7 protein-coding genes are annotated in these 16367 nt (G+C 64.2%); 4 read left to right on the top strand and 3 right to left on the bottom strand.

Annotated features, from left to right (window positions below; genetic code table 11):
• Positions 1-321: 321 nt before the first annotated feature.
• The gene (locus GVY41_RS19640; protein ID WP_161348664.1) at positions 322-3420 is read right to left on the bottom strand and encodes a DEAD/DEAH box helicase; all 3099 of its coding nucleotides are present in this window, start codon (positions 3418-3420) and stop codon (positions 322-324) included.
• Positions 3413-6466 (bottom strand): hypothetical protein, encoded by a 3054-nt coding sequence (locus GVY41_RS19635; RefSeq protein WP_161348663.1) that lies wholly within the window; start codon positions 6464-6466, stop codon positions 3413-3415. Before GVY41_RS19635 ends, GVY41_RS19640 begins: the two co-directional genes overlap by 8 nt.
• Before the next feature lie 169 nt (positions 6467-6635).
• Between GVY41_RS19635 and GVY41_RS19630 the strand changes: the two genes are divergently transcribed.
• From GVY41_RS19630 to GVY41_RS19615, 4 genes are read left to right on the top strand one after another with little or no spacing between them, the layout of a single operon-like run.
• Complete coding sequence (locus GVY41_RS19630; protein ID WP_161348662.1) at positions 6636-9149, top strand: UvrD-helicase domain-containing protein; 2514 nt, start codon at positions 6636-6638, stop codon at positions 9147-9149.
• Complete coding sequence (locus tag GVY41_RS19625) at positions 9146-12307, top strand: helicase-related protein (protein ID WP_205600097.1); 3162 nt, start codon at positions 9146-9148, stop codon at positions 12305-12307. Before GVY41_RS19630 ends, GVY41_RS19625 begins: the two co-directional genes overlap by 4 nt.
• Before the next feature lie 10 nt (positions 12308-12317).
• Entirely contained in the window at positions 12318-14171 is a 1854-nt protein-coding gene (gene drmB / locus GVY41_RS19620; RefSeq protein WP_161348661.1) for a DUF1998 domain-containing protein, read from the top strand.
• Between the two features lie 5 nt (positions 14172-14176).
• Positions 14177-15856, top strand: a complete 1680-nt coding sequence (locus tag GVY41_RS19615) for an NERD domain-containing protein (protein ID WP_161348660.1) — start codon at positions 14177-14179, stop codon at positions 15854-15856.
• Between the two features lie 49 nt (positions 15857-15905).
• On the opposite strand, the gene GVY41_RS19610 is transcribed toward GVY41_RS19615, so the two are convergent.
• On the bottom strand, positions 15906-16265 hold the full coding sequence (locus GVY41_RS19610; RefSeq protein ID WP_161348659.1) for a type II restriction endonuclease: 360 nt from the start codon (positions 16263-16265) through the stop codon (positions 15906-15908).
• Positions 16266-16367: the final 102 nt, after the last annotated feature.

Raw genomic sequence — 16367 nt, 5'->3', positions numbered from 1 at the left:
TCTCCTCATCCGTCCAAAGACGCTTCGTCCGACGCGCCACGCCATCACCATAGTGTCCACTATCGATGGTGGACACTATCCGCCTCTCTCACCCCGCGGCAGAGCGGTCGGACCGGACGCTTACGCTGCGCGAGCCGAAGCATCCGGTTTGGCCGCGAAGCGGCGAAAGAGAAGAGTCATCTCTGAGAAAAGGAATGGTGGTTAGGAAAAAGGGCAATATGATCAGGTGGGGTGTGTCGACGCACCGGAGAACAGGATTTGAACCGCGCCGAGTTTGCGCAAGGCTGATTTTCGTTAGTTATGAGGTTACGGGCTCCGTTCTCAGCTGCCTTCGGGCGCGACAAAGCGCAGGCAGGCATGCAGCACTGTGCGCGGCCGCGATTGAATAGCTTTCGCGATCACTGCCTTGGTAAGATCCACCCGTGTCCGGGCCATGTGGAGGGCTAGCGCCGCGCGCCGTTCGTCGGCTTCGACCAGACCCCGGCGAGCGTCGGCCATGCTCTGATTGTCCACCTTTGCCCTAGCCTCTGCTCGATTAAAGAAGATTCTGGCAAGTGCAGAGCCTTCCGCTTCGATCACCCGTTTGCGCCCAGCCCAAGCCTTGATCACCTGGTGCAAATCCTGGGACCGAGGCTCTTTGAGTTCAGCCTCGATAGTGGCATCGTGTTGGGCACAGGCCGGGCCCACCGGGGCTGGCAGCCTTTGCAACCTGCCCGAGACGCGGGTTTTGTCGCTATGGTCGGGTTGGGCCCGCAACAGCATTGCAGTTTGCTGCGGATCGAGCAGGTGCCAGCCATTTTCCGTCAAGACCGAGGCCTTGGAGACAAACTGGGTGGGCATCAGGGCCTGGAACCAGCGGCGATCGGCGGCGAGGCCCTCGTCCAGTTGGGCCAAGTAGCTTTCCCGGGCCGAGGCGCTGAACCAGTCCAGCGAGGCAAAATCCTGCGCTGCCCCGGAAGACAGCGGTTCGGGCGGTCGGCTGGCGGCAACTGTGACCAGCAGGGGCCGGCCGCGCCACGCCAACGCGGGATGGCTGGCGCCGACCTTGACCACCAGTTCCCCCTGCGGCAGGCATCCGAACTGCGGGCGCCCAAAGCTCAGCCAGCCCCGAAGAAGGCCGTCATGGATGCTGTCGCCATGATCGAAAAAACGCAGATCGCGTGCTTGAGTGCCGGCTGCGCTTAATTGAACCACCCGATGAGGCGGCACGGCCAAGTGCTTCCTACGGAGCAACAGCGCCGCTTTGTCATCCCATTCGCGGTCCTTGTCCATGTCGGGTAAGAGGAACGGCGGCTCGGTCTGGCGTGAGGCATACCAGAAGGCGGAGTAAAGTCGCGGCGGGTCCGACTGGTCCCGGCGGCTGGGCTCATACAGATAGCCGCCCGCCTTGCCGCAGGCCTGAAGCCAGTCAATATTCGCGGTTTCGACCCGTTCTGCGGCGCTGGCCTCTCCCTCTCCGGCCAGATGCAGGCGGGCGGCGATGTCGCCGACTCGATCGGCAAAGCCTTGGACCTGCGCAAGGGAGAGAGGGGCGAAGCGATCAAGATGCGAGGCGAGGCCGCGCGCTGCCCAAGTCTCGCGGATTTCGGCCAGCCGCGCGAGCGCGGCAGCTTTGCCGGGATCGGGCCGGGTAAGCAGCTGCGCGATCAGTCGGTTTATCTCGGCCCAGACCTCCTCCGAGACCGGCGGCACAGGGCGGTCAAACACCTCAAGCGCGCCGAGCGCCTCTGACAGCTCCTCTTCGGGGGACTCTCGCATGACGAGCCGCCAAAGACGGATACGCGCCGGAACGCGCTGTCCGCGGCGCGCGGCGCGGATCGAGGCTTGGCTCAGCCGGTCGATCCGGCCGATCAGCTGGTCCACAGTCTGAGGGTCCCAAGGCACGCTGTAAAAGATCATGTTGCGGGCGCTGTGTTGCAGGTTCAGCCCTGCTTGGATCCAATCGCCGATGAGAAGGATGCGAGCGCCACCCTGCACAAAGGGATCAATGGCCTCTTGCATGGCGCGGATATCTTCAAAACTGCTCTCGCTGGCTGCCCTGGCGCGGCGCAGCGCTGCGATTCCGCCCTCGGCAAGCTGGGGGAAATAGCGCGGCAAGACGGTTTCCAGCATGTCGATGGTGCCCGCATCGCCCGCCACGATCACGACCTTTTCCGGTGAAAGGGCAGGTTTTCCGGATCTTTCGCGGTCTTTCTCGGCACCGAAAATGCCCGAGAGGATATCAGTCAGTGCCTCCAGCCGTGAATCGCCGAAATCCTCCAGCGCAGCTTGGCGCACCTGCGCCATGCCCGGCAGCGCGCGCCCCAGCCGGTCGATCGCCTCGCGCACAGAGCGGCGCGAACGCAGAAGTCCGCGCACCGTGGTCCAAGGCGCCGCATCGAGGCCGGACCCACCGGGTCCGTCACTGGCTCCCTGGCTCGCCCCACCGCCTGTAGCATGCATTCTGATAAGCGTCAGGATCAGCCCAAGCCGACCGACTTCGGCGGCATTCGGTTCGATCAAGCAAACCCGGCTATCGCGCGCAGGAAAATATGCGCCCCAATCGGCGCGCGTCTGCCGGGTGATGCGCCGGGTGGGGGCGTGGCTTCGATAGGCGACTGTCCCTTCGACTGACAAGGCATCGGAGGACAGGCCGACCAACGCACGGGCGGCCGCCAGTTCCTGCTGTTCGAAATAGGCCGCCGCCGACATACCCGCATCCTGGGCCAGCCGCACCTTTTCGGGTTCCAAAAGCCCTAGAATGATCTCGCGCCAGACTGGGTCGCCGAGTCGCGGCGTGGCCGACAGCACCAGAAGCTGGCGATAGGCCGCTTCGTCGTTGCGGCTTTCGTCAGCCTTCTGACTGAGGCGCTCCAGCACCTCGCGCGGGAGCGATTGCGGCTCGTCGATCACTAGCATGTGCTGCCGCACCGGGTTCAGCCAGTCGGGCTGGTCGGCGACATCCTTCGGTCGCAGCAATAGTGCGCTCGCCGCATGATGGCGCGCGGCGGGGTGATCTTCTGGGGCGGAGACAAGGCCGGCCGCCGTTGCTTCGCGCCAAGCCTGCATCCGGCTGCGGTCGGTGTCATCGACGATATGGCCAAGGATATGGCCCCGGGTCCAAAGCTCTTCATGCCATTGCGCCAAAAGCCGCTCCGGCGCGACAATCGCAGTCTGATGGGCAGGGTCGGTGCTGCGCAGCGCATTCAGCACCATGATCGCTTGTATGGTTTTCCCCAAGCCTACCTCGTCCGCGATCAGGTGGCGGATGCGTGTTTCCGACAGGATATGCGTGACGGTGGCCAACTGGAACGGCAGCGGCTCGGCGGCTACCCCGAAGGTCGCCCCCATGGCCAGCGCCCCGCGCTCGGCATCGCGGCGCAGCGCATGGGCGGTGGCGATGAAGACGTGATAGGGATCGAAGTTGCGCGGATCAGGCATGGAGCACCTTCCCCTCCGCCGCACCCTCGGCCTGCCGAAGCCGCAACGCTACATAGCGGACTGCCCGCGCGGTATGGCGATCGGACAGAAGTCGCGCCAAGTGATCGCGCCAAGCTTCGGTTTCCAGCAGCAATGCGGGCGCAAGCCACAGCATCAGGCCGCTGCGCAGCACATGCGGCCCCGTCCAATCGATCCCGGCAGTCCGGCTGATATCCATATGGCAGCGTGTCAGAAGGCTGACCAGATCATCATCGGATAGCCGGGCGTAAGAAGTGGCCTGCAAGGTTTCCCACCGGGTTTCGGGCAAGATGAGATGCCGGAAGGGAGATTGCGCTTGGGCAATGCGGCTGCGTTCCAAGAGCCGCTGCCACCGTTCGGCGGGGTTGCCAGCATAGCTTTCCTCAAGGGCAGGCTCGCCGCGCTGTTCCAAGGTGGCTGATAGGTCGGCATAAGCTGCGTCCACCGCCGTGTCGAACAGTGCCGCCTCGTCTTCGGTCAGCGCCGGGCCAGTCTCCAGATCGGCAACCTGGCCCGCGTGCAGGGCACTGCCCAAGCGCCAAGTCAGCGCGCCGTGCAAAAGTGGAACGTCTTCCGGAGCGATCTCGGGAAACTCGGGTCCCGCTGCCAGTCCATGGGCCACCGCGCCTTCGGCCATCTGGCTTGCGAGGCTGCCGGGGCGACGGCGGTGCTGCGCCTCGGCATCCAGCCACGCCTCGCCGCACAGCGCGAGCAAAAGGCCGTCTTCAAGGAAGGCGACAATCTCTTGGCGTCGCGCATCGACCAAGAAGCTTGATGCCTCGGCTGAATGCCACGCGACCAGCGCCTCGCAGAGCGTGTCCAGCCCGTGTTTGGCGTCTAGGGCGGTAACCGCGCGCGCCACGGCCAAGGTCGTAGGCCGTGCTGACCGGGCGAAAAGAGAGACCTTGCCGACGGTCAGCCCTGCCCGCAGCGCTTGAAGACCCGCGACATCGGGCAGATACAGGCGAATGTCGTCCCCGGCCTCAGTATCGGTGGCGACACCTAAGCCCAGCAGAGGGGCCAGCGCCCGCGCACTGAGGCCCGGCTGGATTATTGCGGCGTCCGCCCGGTCTTCGCCCTCGTCTTCTTCGCTACGCCATGCGATCTGTCCCGGCACGCGATCCAAGGCATCGGGACGTCGTGGCAGAGGAAAAACAAACTCCCCCATGCCCGGCACCTTGGCGGCTAAAGTCCACCACGACTCTTCAACTTCGGAGGCCTGATAGGCGGCGGAACGCATTTCTTCGAAGTCGGGCGCGGCAAAAGTCAGACGGGCAGGGAGGCCGGACAGGGCAATCTGTTGCTGCGCGACCTCGCCCCCGTTGCGGATGAGGTCAATCTGCACGGTGACCGGGCCAAGTGCTACTGGGCTCACGAAAGACAAGACTAATGCACCCGAGCGCAGGTCGGCGAGGGTGGGTTGAGTTGGGCGAGCCGAGCAGGTGAAGGCGCGCGGGGCGGCGGCTTCTTCTGGGCGGGGAATGATCTCCCAGGTTTCCGCCTGACCGGCCGCCTGCAGATGCAGCGCAACGGCACTGTCGGACGGCGGCAAGATGGCCACATCGCCAAGAGCCATAACCGCCGCTAGGGTGGCGCCCGCCGCGCCGGGTTTGCCCACGCTCACCTCCAGCGCAGGACAGAGCGCGCGCAGGAAGAGCGGTGTGTCGGCAGGGGGCATTAGGCGTGTGCCTTCGCGGATGACCCGGCCAGCACAGGCAAACTCGGCGAGCTGCGAACCCGCCATTCGAACCCCCGCTTCGGCAAGGGCGGTGCGGCAGGTGGTAGCCTCGGCCACCCAAGCGAGCACTCCTGTCGGGCAGGTCACATCCTGCGCGCAAGCCGGTTTTGCCGGGCTACCCGGTCGGTCTTGCGAGACCTGCAACAACTGTTCGCCAGGGTAGACAACGTCGTCCCGGCCGAGCGCGGGCAGGAGCCCGCCCGAGGCGGCCCAGCGAAAAAGTGAAGGTGCGGCTGGAGTCAGGGCGGCCAGCAGATCGGCGCTTTCTTGATCGCCGGAAATCTGCAAGAAATCAGCCGTAAAAGCACGGGTTATGTCGGGTATCTCCAACACAGCGCCCTGCAGGAAGTCTCGTAGAAAAGACGGGCTCCTGGGCTGGCCCTTGATAACCAAAAGCGCACTTTGGCTCACGATCCCCTCGCTAGCCCTAGGACCTTGCAGCAAAAGCCTGTCCAGCACTGGGCCCCTTCTGCCCTCGCCGCCCGAAACCGACGCTAGCCATTTCGCCATTGCCGGGAGAGGGGGCGCCTTGCGAGGAGCGCTGCGCAGCGCGCGTCTTGCCTGGCGCAAAACCTGACGGCATTCGGCATCCATCCGGATATCGCGGGCGATCCGCGCCAGCGCGCGCGGCTCCAGCCATGCGCCGCTTTCCTCGCCCGAGAGCAGGCCACGCCCAAGCCCGATGGCGAGCGTTCTGTCTTCAAGCCAGTCCGACAGCCGCCCCGACCACAGCCCCCCGGCGATGCCGACCAGCCGTCGGTAGAACTCGTCATCGTCCAGAGCAAGCCCGCCCGCCTGAGCGAGCTTTCCCAGTGCGCCGGCCAGAGGGCGGTGAATTTCCTGAGGCGCCAGCGCGTTGCGGATCGGCCAAGCGATATTGCTGTAGTTCCGTGCCCAGTCGCTCTGATGCGGCCGTGGTGTGCCAAGCCGCTGGCTCAACCGCTCAAAAAGCGCGCGCACCGCAAGCCGGTCGGCCCCCGTCACTGCCACACCCAGATCGCGCGACAGGCGCGGCCAGAATTCGGTGCCGGTGCCGCGATAGCCGTAGCCGGTTTCAGTGATCGCACACGCCAAGGGGAGGCTGGCATTGGGCCAGCGCACCGCCGCCAGCCCCTCGATACGGGCATGGGCACTGACGAGGCGCACCATCTCGGCCATGCCCTCTGGCTCCATCCCGTGCTCGATAAGGAAGACCGGATCGGCGCCCCGCTTCTCGCGCAGGGCCTGAAACTGCGCGAGAAGCGCGCTGTCAAACTGTCTGAGAAGCTCTAGTGAGGGGCCAAACATCATAATCCAATTCGTCTTTGCGCCAGACTGGGTTGCGCGAAGATACTTGTCAATAAGTCCCGAAAAAGACTTGATTTTCGCGCTTCGCCTCTGTCCAGTGTAGTGTGACTTCGTCGCCGCGAGGCCTCCATTGCAGGGAGCTTCGGCTGGGTAAGGAATTCATTGGCGGTCGATGCATATTCATAAGCTCTCTGTTTCTTCCCGGCCGCTGCTTCAGCCCCAACCCGAGGCTTCGGCGCTTGAGCGGATCATGGCAGCCTTGGTCCAAGGGCGCTCTCCCGCGCCGCCCGATCTGGTCGAGGCGGTCGGGGAGTATGTTGCCTCGACTACCTATATGCCGATGCACGAAGCCAACGTCTGGCTGGCCCGGGTCCTTGGTTGGCACCAGGCTTGGCGCAGCCGCGCCGCGGCTATTGCGGCCGAGGTGCTGGAGGCGCTTCTGGCGGTGGGCGTGTTCGGCACAGGCGCGGGCTTTGGCCATACACTTCTGGTTCCGCTTGCGCCGCGCAGCACGCTCGTGCCGGGTGTCGGACCGGTTCGCATCGCCGCCCGCCCGATTTGGCGAACGGTAGACGGAGACTCTGGCGCTTTCCCCGGAGCGATTTTCAGCCCTGCTGCGCCGGGCGAAGAGGTGGTCTCTTTTGCCCACGCCACCGCACTGCCGCTCCTTGACCACGATCGCCTCGACGCTCTGGCCGAGATCATCGCACTGGCTCGCTCCGGGGTGGCTTTGCGCGATCTGACTGCAGATTGGCAAAAGCGGTTGGTGGTCCTCAGCTGTGGCTTTGATCCGGTCGCGAGCCTGTGGCGGATGGATGCAAAGCGGGCTGCGGCGCTGCTAAGCTGGGCGGGCTTTGCCAACGATGCGGCCACGGGCGAAACCACCGACCCCGATCAGGCACTGGTCATCGCGCTGCCTGCCGGGCAGCGCGCCATCGTCACCGCGGGACCGGGCAGCGGGAAGACATATGTCGTCTGCCAGCGCCTTGCGCATCTTCTGGACAGCGGGATTTCCGCCCCCCGGATGTGGCTTTTGTCCTTTACCCGCGTGGCGGTGGAAGAGCTGCGCGACCGCATCGCCGCCGGTATCAGCCGCCCCGATGAGGCTCGCGCACTCAATGTCGCAACCTTTGATTCCTTCGCCAGCCGTCTGCTCAATGCGGCCCTGCCCGCGGGGGCCCAGCGTCCAAGAGACCATGACGCTGCTGTGCGCGCGGCCTTGCAGATGCTGAAAGACCCGCCCGCCGTTGTGATCGGCTTTGCTGCGGGACTTGCCCATGTGGTGATCGACGAGGCGCAAGACCTGCTGGGCGATCGGCTGGAGTTGATGCGCGCTTTTTTTGATCTCTTGCCGCCGGGTTGTGGCGTGACGATCCTCGGAGATGCCGCGCAATCGATCTATCGCTTTTCGCTGAACAATGCCGGCAATGCGGTCTTGGACAGCCTGCTGGACCCAAGGCCCGGCTTTGCGATCATGACGCTTGGCACCGATCACCGGACGCGCGATCCGGACCTAGCGGCCTTTTTCACCGCGACGCGGGTAGCCTTGGGCGCGGCGGGACATAGCGGCACCGAGGCCTATGCCCGCACGCGCCAAAGCATCGAGCGGCTTGCCACGTCAGCGCCGCGCGGGGTGCTCGACCCGGTCTTGCCGCCGGGACAGAACAGCATGGTGCTGTTCCGTGGCCGCCGCGCGCTCTTGGCAGAAAGCCACCGGCTGATGTCCGCCAATGTCGCCTTCCGGCTGCGCCCTTCGGGCCAAGGTGATCTGATCCAGCCCTGGATTGGCGCGCTTCTGGCGGGGCTGCCTGGCCGTGCGTTGGTGCCAATTGACGAAATCGCCGCGCGCTTTGACCTGATGCAGGTGCTTTTTGAGGGGCGCGCGCTGGATGAAGTGTGGTCAACGCTGAACCAGCTCGCCGATAGTCCTGGTGTGCAGCTTGACACCGCCCGCTTGCAGCGGAGAATTGGCCAATCGCTACCGCCGCGCCTGTTACGCCGCTTTCTCGGGCATGCGGGGCCACTTCTTGGCACGATCCACGGTGCCAAGGGGCTGGAGGCGGATAACGTCCTGCTGATGCTTCCCTATGCGCCCCCCGAACTTGGCCCCGAAGCAGCGCAAAGCGCCTCCGGCATTGATCTTCTCGAAGAGGCGCGGACGCTATATGTCGGCGCGACGCGGGCCCGGGTCCGACTTTACATCGGCAGCCAAAGGCCAAGCCGGATGCAGATGTTGGGGGGAGAGCGGTTCTGGCGCGGCCACCCAGGCAATTTCAGTGCCGAGATCGGGCGTGAGGGCGATGTGCTGCCCTTCCTCCATATCGAAGCCGAGATCCGCGCCGCGGCTCTGGTTCGCGCTGCCGAGGCATTGGCCGCGCCGGGCCCTTCGCCCAAGGCGCTACCCGGCGTCGCCCTGCGAGATGGGCAGACCGGGGCTTGGGCGATCTTTCGGGCCGATGCGCTGGGCATTGCCCTTGGCCCACCGCTTGGCCAGCTTTCGGCCAACGCGCTTCGCGCCATGGCCCGGATCGCCGGGTGCGATCAGGCCGCACTACCTGGCCGCATCGGCGGCTTTTTTCTTTCCGGGGCTGCCACCTGCCCTTGGAGCGAGGGCGATGACAGCGGCATCGCGCTGGTTCCGGTGCTGTGCGGCCTAGCCTCGATTTCCTTGGAGAGTGACCCGTGAGAGATGACACAGCGCGCCAGTTGATCGTCAGCCGCCTGCACGAAGACCTGATCGGCCCGCTGGACGGACCTGAGGAGGCATTCACCGACCGGCCCACCGACCGCTATCTGACCGGGATGCTTTTCCCGCCCCGAACTTCAATCACCCAAATCGAGGATGAAGAGGCTGAGGCGGCGGGCATTGACAACGAAGCTTCGACGCAAGATATCGCGACGCCCTTTTCCTCGGCGCTGCGTCCTTCTTCTGCCGGAATATCCTTTGCCGTTGAACCCTTGGGCGGCAGGCCGGTGGCCGTAGATGTTTTCCTCTCGGCCGGCGTCTATGTCTTGGCAGGAGCTGTGCCAGAGAAAGGTGCGGGAGAGGGTCAGGTCTGGCACCGCGCCGAGGTGTCGTTCGAAGATACCGTGCCCATCGGCGAGATCGCAGCGACTGGCGGCGTGCGGCGGCTGGACGGCGGCGCGCTTGGCATCGCAGGCATGCAGCTTTACATCCGCGCTGCAAAGATTGCCGGGGGGCCGGTGCTCGTGACCCTTGCCGTCTCGAATGTGCAAAGGTCTGCCAGCGGCTCCGATCCTGACGAACAGGTGTTTTTCCAAGTCCAGATGATCGCCCGCCCCGCGCCGGGCACGCGGTTTTGTGAGAAACCCGTATCGCGACCCGAGACCGACGACGAAGACCTTGCGGCTGGCGCTTTGATCTACCGTGAGGTGCGCGACCATGTCGTGGGTCACACTTGTTCGGCGCGCGTGGTCGAAGAGGGCGGCCAAGTAACTGAGCTGGCCACGGACTGGCTGCCCGTTGCCATCGTGCGCAAACCGCGCGAGACGGGCGATCCAATCTTCGAGGCGCTGACCGGTGTGGGGGCGGACGGGCCGCTTGATGCCAAATGGCTCTCCGAGGTCCCTGCGGACCAGCTTTTGGCTGGTCTCCAGCAACTTGTGACGCTTTACGAAAAATGGATCGACGCTCGTGCGGAGGAGGGGCAGGTGCTCTCAGACCCCGCCTTGCGCGCCCAAGCAGACCTGCACGTCGCCACCTGCCGCGCGGCGGCGGGACGCATCCGGGCCGGGATCGCGCTACTTGGCGATGATCCCCAAGCGCTGGAGGCCTTCCGGCTGGCCAACCGGGCGATGTGGCTGCAAGACCGCTGGAAAAAAGACCGGCAAGGCCGCCGCGACGGGCTGATCTGGCGACCATTTCAGCTGGCCTTTGTGCTGCTAACGCTGTGTTCGGCCAGCTCCGGCGCTGATCCCGACCGCGATGTGATGGATCTTTTGTGGTTCCCCACGGGCGGCGGCAAAACCGAGGCCTACCTTCTGCTGACCGCCCACGTAATCTTCCTGCGGCGGCTGCGCGCGGCGGGCGGGCCAGAGGGAGCCGGGGTGACGGTCTTCATGCGCTACACGCTGCGGCTTCTGACCATCCAGCAGTTCCAGCGCGCAGCGGCGGTTATCCTTGCATGCGATCTATTACGGAGAAGTTCCAACCTGGCGGGGGCAGCGCGCCTGCCCGCCCATTTCGCCACCGACGCCCAGATTTCAATCGGGCTTTGGGTCGGTGCCGAGTCTGTGCCGAACAAGCTCGTCGAGGCGATCGAGGCCCTGAAGCGCGAGAGCCTTGGCGATCAGCCCGCCTCCAACCCGCGCCGCCTGACGCGCTGCCCGCAGTGCAACGGACTGCTGCACTGGGCGTCCAACGACGCGAAAACTGATCTGGAGGTGACCTGTCGCAGCCCCGGTTGCACCCTCGCCGGGGCTCCTTTGCCAGTTTTGACTGTGGATGAGCTGATCTATGACCGACTGCCCGCCTTGATGATCGGCACAGCCGATAAATACGCCCAACTTGCGCGCGAACCGAAAACCGGCAGGCTTTTCGGGCTCGGCACCAACCACGCCCCGCCCGACCTTGTCATCCAAGACGAATTGCACCTGATCTCAGGGCCTCTGGGCACGATCTCGGGCCTTTACGAAATCGCAATCGACGAATTGTGCAGCCATAAGGGCACCAGGCCCAAGGTGATCGGCTCAACCGCCACTATCCGCCGCGCTGCCTCTCAGATCCGTGCGCTATACGACCGCCGCGCGGCCCAGTTCCCGCCTCTTGGGCTTGACCAGGGCAATTCGGGCTTTGCCGCCACCGACGAGGCCGATCCGGGCCGACTTTATGTCGGCGTAACCACGACCGGCCGGTCGGCTAAATTCGCGCTGCAAGCGGTCATGGCCTCGTTGATGCAGGCGGCGGCCGATACGCGTATTCCGGCGGCGCAGGAGGACGGCTACTGGACGCTTGTGACCTATTTCAATGCGCTGCGCGAGCTGGGAGGTGCGCTGACGCTGGCGCGCGACGACGTTGGGCGCTCGATCGAGCAATATGCCCGCAGGCGGTTACAGGAACCCGCGCGCGCCTTGCCGCCGCCGGTGGAGCTGACCAGCCGGATCAGCGCCTCGGAGATCAACGCGATCCTTGACCGGCTGGACCATCCGCGCGGCCATGCCGACTGCGTGGCGACAGTGCTGGCCAGCAATATGATCTCGGTCGGCGTCGATGTGGCACGGTTGGGGGTGATGGTGGTCAATGGCCAGCCCAAGACCATCGCCGAATATATCCAAGCCACGAGCCGGGTTGGACGGGCAGCGGTTCCGGGGCTGGTCGTGGCGATCTGCAACGCCAACAAACCGCGCGACCGCAGTCGCTATGAGAGTTTTCACAACTGGCACCGCGCGCTTTACCGCGATGTCGAGGCGACCGGCGTCACTCCCTTTGCGGAACGCGCTCGCGAGCGTGCGTTGCACGCGGCCTTTGTGATCTGCGCCCGCCACCTGATCCCCGAACTGCGCGACAGTCCCTCGGGCGCGCTGGCAGTGCGCGGCGACCTTGAGGCAATTCTGGACCGCATCTTGGCGCGCGCCCGTTCAGTCGAACAAAGCCCGGCAGAGACGGCAGGGGCCGAGGACGAGTTGCGGACCTTCCTTGATCTTTGGGTCAACCGGCCGGACCTGACCCAATATTGGGACAAGTGGAAAAACAGCCTGCTGACCTCTGCCGAGGAGGCGCAGCAACAGGGCCGCGCGACCGGCCTTCTGCCGCGACCCACCCCCAATTCCCTGCGTTCGGTCGAGGCATCTACCGCCTTTGCCCTGCGCGATTACGAGATGTGAGTGTGCGACCATGACCGGTATCGGCAAGATCAGACGCAGCCAAGTGATCGGCACCTACGGCCCCGGCGCAATCATCGACTTTCGCAGCCCCGAAGGCGCGCCCATCTCGGCGGTGTCGGGCGGGCTGGAGCTATGGGAAGAGGCCCGGCTGGACAACCGACAGCGCATCCATGAGGTGCGGCTGCAAGCCAGCCTAAAGGTCGACTTCTTTCACCAGCCGCCGGTAGGGAAATACAAGACGGGCCACCGCGACGCCAAGGGCTTTGCGATCGAGGAAGACCGCGAACTGCCGGCGGTCCGCTTCCCCGAATGGTGTTTCTGCCCCTCTTGCGACCGGCTGAAGCACGCCCGAGATTGGGCCAGAGAGGTTGGCAAGCCTGACCGGTGGTGCCAGGTCTGCTCGGGACAGAAGGGCAAACCTAGACGGCAGTTTGTTGTGCCGGTGCGTCTCGTTGTCGCCTGCGAGGCCGGCCATCTGGACGAGTTTCCATGGGATCGCTGGGTTGGCCATAAAGAGGGCTGCAAGCGGCACGACCTGAAGCTGGTGGGCGAGGCGGCGGGACTTGCGGGCCTCGTGGTGAAATGCGACGGCTGCGGTGCCGAGCAATCTCTGGCTAAGGCCTATGGCCCCCATGCTTTGGAGCGGATCGGCCATGCGTGCAGTGGGCGCCGTCCTTGGCTGCCGCTGGCCCACCGCGAAGCCTGCAGCCACCCCGCTGCCGTTATCCAGCGCGGGGCCTCCAACGCTTGGTTTCCCATCGTCGAAAGTGCCATCGACATTCCGCCCTTCAGCGACGAATTCACCCAGTTCGTCCGTCAGGATCAATATTGGAAAGCGTTCAAGGCCCTAAGCGATCCGGCCCATATCCGCGGCGCGATCATCGATGCCGAACTGATGGAGGAATGGACTGGACTGCCAATGACGCTGCGCGAGATGGAAGCGCAGATCCGCCGTATCTTCGAGCGCGATCAACAGGGGCCTGAAACTGATCTGCGGGCGGAAGAATATGCCCGGCTTGTCGCACCTCCGACCCAAGGCACCGCGGATCGCAATTTCAAGATCGAAGCCGAGGCCATCCCCAGTGCACTGGCGGGCCTTGTCGGACATCTTGTCCGTGTCGAACGCCTGCGTGAGGTGCGGGTGCTGACCGGCTTCACCCGGCTGACCCCCAAGGGCCAAGAGAAACGCGCCCGCGAGGCTGCGAAGCTTTATGCCGGTAAGAAAAACTGGCTGCCCGCTATCGAGGTCTTCGGCGAGGGGATTTTTGTGGCGCTTGACTTAGGGCGCCTGCGCGAATGGGAGGCGCGAGCGCCGGTGCGTGCGAGAGTTGCGGCGCTGAACGTTCAGCTTGAGGTGGCAGCCAAATCGCGAGGCGGCACGCCCGTGGTGCCTTGGCCGCTCAGCGCCCGACTTGTGTTGATCCACACCCTTTGTCACGCCGTCATAGAACGGCTGTCGCTCGACTGCGGCTATTCCAGCTCGTCGGTCCGCGAGCGCCTCTATGCTGGCCCCGAGGGAAGCGATATGGCCGGGTTCCTCATCTACACCTCGGCGCCCGGTGCCGATGGCACCCTCGGGGGCCTCTCGCGCGAAGGTCGGGCCGAACGCTTCGGCCCGACTCTCATCAAGGCGATAGCCGATACGCGCTGGTGCTCGTCTGATCCCTTGTGTTCAGATGGGCTTGCAGCCCTCTTTGACAGCGGCAACCACGCGGCCTGCCATGCCTGCGCGTTCCTGCCCGAAACCGCCTGCGAGCATTTCAACCAGTATCTCGATCGGGCCCTTGTAACCGGAACCCCCGAAGATCAGTCCATAGGTCCCGATGGTTCTCAACCCCTCGCGTTCTTCCCATCGGGATACTGACTTATATGGCAAAGATGGTTCCTTCCAAAATTCCAGAGCTTCTGTTGAACGATCCTCGGCGCCGGGCGGAACGGCAGGTGTATGAGTCGCTCGACAAGGAACTGGGCGGCGATTTCACGGTCTATTGGTCGCGGCCCTGGCACCGATTTCGCCCTGATGGCACCGGCCGGGATGGCGAGGTAGATTTCGTTGTGGCGCATGCCGCGCTGGGGGTGCTGGCGCTGGAGGTGAAGGGCGGCACAGTGTCTTGTGACGATCAGGGTAAATGGATTTCGGTCTCGCGCACCGGCACGCCTTACAACCTCAAGCGCAGCCCGGTCACCCAGGCGATGGAGGGCAAATACGAGTTGATCAAAAGGCTCAAGGAAGTTGCAGCCCTGTCCACGCGGCACCTCAACATCTGCCATGGCGTCGTTTTGCCCGACAACATTCGCCCCGTCAGGGCCCTTGGCGCCGACGCCCCGCTGGAGCTTTTTGCCTTCGGCAATGAGATTGGCGGGGGCAAGCTGGGGGACTGGGTGCGCGACACCCTATCTCGCGGCGCCAAGGCGTGCGCTCCGCTTGGCCCCGAGGGTATGAAGGCACTGCACGAGATCGTCGCGGCGGAGTTTGAACTGCGGCCGCATCTGGCAAGCGCGCTGGCCTATGATATGAAGAAGATTGAACTTCTGACTGCTGAGCAGGCCTACGTGCTGGAGTCTCTGGCCGGAAACCCGCAAATGGCGATCGCCGGTTCGGCCGGCACCGGTAAAACCCTGCTTGCGCTGGAGAAAGCCATGCGCTGTGCCAAGGCGGGAGGGCGCAGCTTGCTCACCTGCTACAACAACGCCCTTGCGCTTCATCTCAAGGGTATTGTGGGCGAGGTGGAGAACCTGACGATCGCCGGGTTTCACGAGCTTTGCGGCAAGATGGCGCATATAGCCAAGGTGCCGGTGGCCCAGACTCAAGGCCCAGCCCTTTATAGGAAGATCTTGCCCGACGCGCTGGAACAGGCGATGCAGGCGCGCCCCGATCTGGCCTTTGACGCGATAATCGTCGACGAGGGCCAAGACTTCGAACGCGCTTGGTATGATACCCTGCGGCTGTCGTTGAAAGACATGGATGGCGGCACATTCCACGTCTTTTATGACGACAATCAGCGGATTTATGGTGGTGGGCAGAGCTTTGTCGATGAATTGCCAAAGCTGTCGTTCCGGCTGATCCGCAATCTGCGCAACACCCGCGCCATCCACCACAGCCTGAAGCCTTGGTATGACGCTCGCGGCGCAGTTTCGGCCGGCCCGGCGGGGCAGCCGGTGGACTGGATCGAGGTCAAGTCCAAGGAACAGGCCTATAACAATGCCAGCGCCTTTGTGACCGATCTGATCAAGAACGCGCAGCTTCAGGCCTCTGATATCGCCATCCTGACCGGGCGCGCACGCGACAAATGCGCGCTTTTTGCTCAAGCTCAAATTGGCGGGGCGGTGCCGATCTCGGCCTCTGATCCGCGCGGCAAGAACCGGATCTGGTGCGATACGGTGCGGCGCTTCAAGGGGTTGGAGGCGAAGTGCGTGGTGCTGGTCGATATTGACCAGCTGGTCGAGGACGAGCTGATCTATGTCGCGCTCAGCCGACCATCGCTTTTGCTCAGGGTGATAGGCCTGCCGGCGGATATCCAGCAACTGAAGGGCGGCTTAGGTATTTGATCCCATTGTTTGATGGTAGAGGCCTGCAACCCCTGTTGACTAGGGTGGCTCAACTGTTTCGAGTCTGAACGACATTTATGAACTGCCCGAAGGACCATAGCCATCCCTGTTGCCCTTTGCTGTATGTGCTCTGAATTGCCGCAGGCACAACAAGCTGAAGGTTGGCGCCTTCCATCTGGGCGGTCTGCGGTTCAGTGATGCCGGGTTCCAGCGTCAAAAGGTGTTTGCGAGGAATCTTAACCGCCTCGGCTAGCACCTGCCGCCAGCGATCCTTGCAGGAAGACTTTGCCCCCAGCATCACCAGCCTCTCATCTCCCGCCACGGCCTCGCCGTAGAAATCCCCCCCAGGAAATAAGAAATCTGGCTTATGACCGTTTTCGGTTGTGGTGACCTGCCACTGGTCTTTCATCCAGCCGCGACCGGAGCCCGTTGGTCATTTACGCCTTTCGGCGCGGGTTGAGCAATCGCCCGGCGCGCGGAACTTTCATTGCGTGCAGCGGGTCGGGCGATT

The organism is Frigidibacter albus (assembly GCF_009908165.1).
GTDB classification, from domain to species: domain Bacteria; phylum Pseudomonadota; class Alphaproteobacteria; order Rhodobacterales; family Rhodobacteraceae; genus Frigidibacter; species Frigidibacter albus.
The sequence above is the reverse complement of the archived record's forward strand: the minus strand, read 5'-3'. Positions and strand labels throughout refer to the sequence as shown.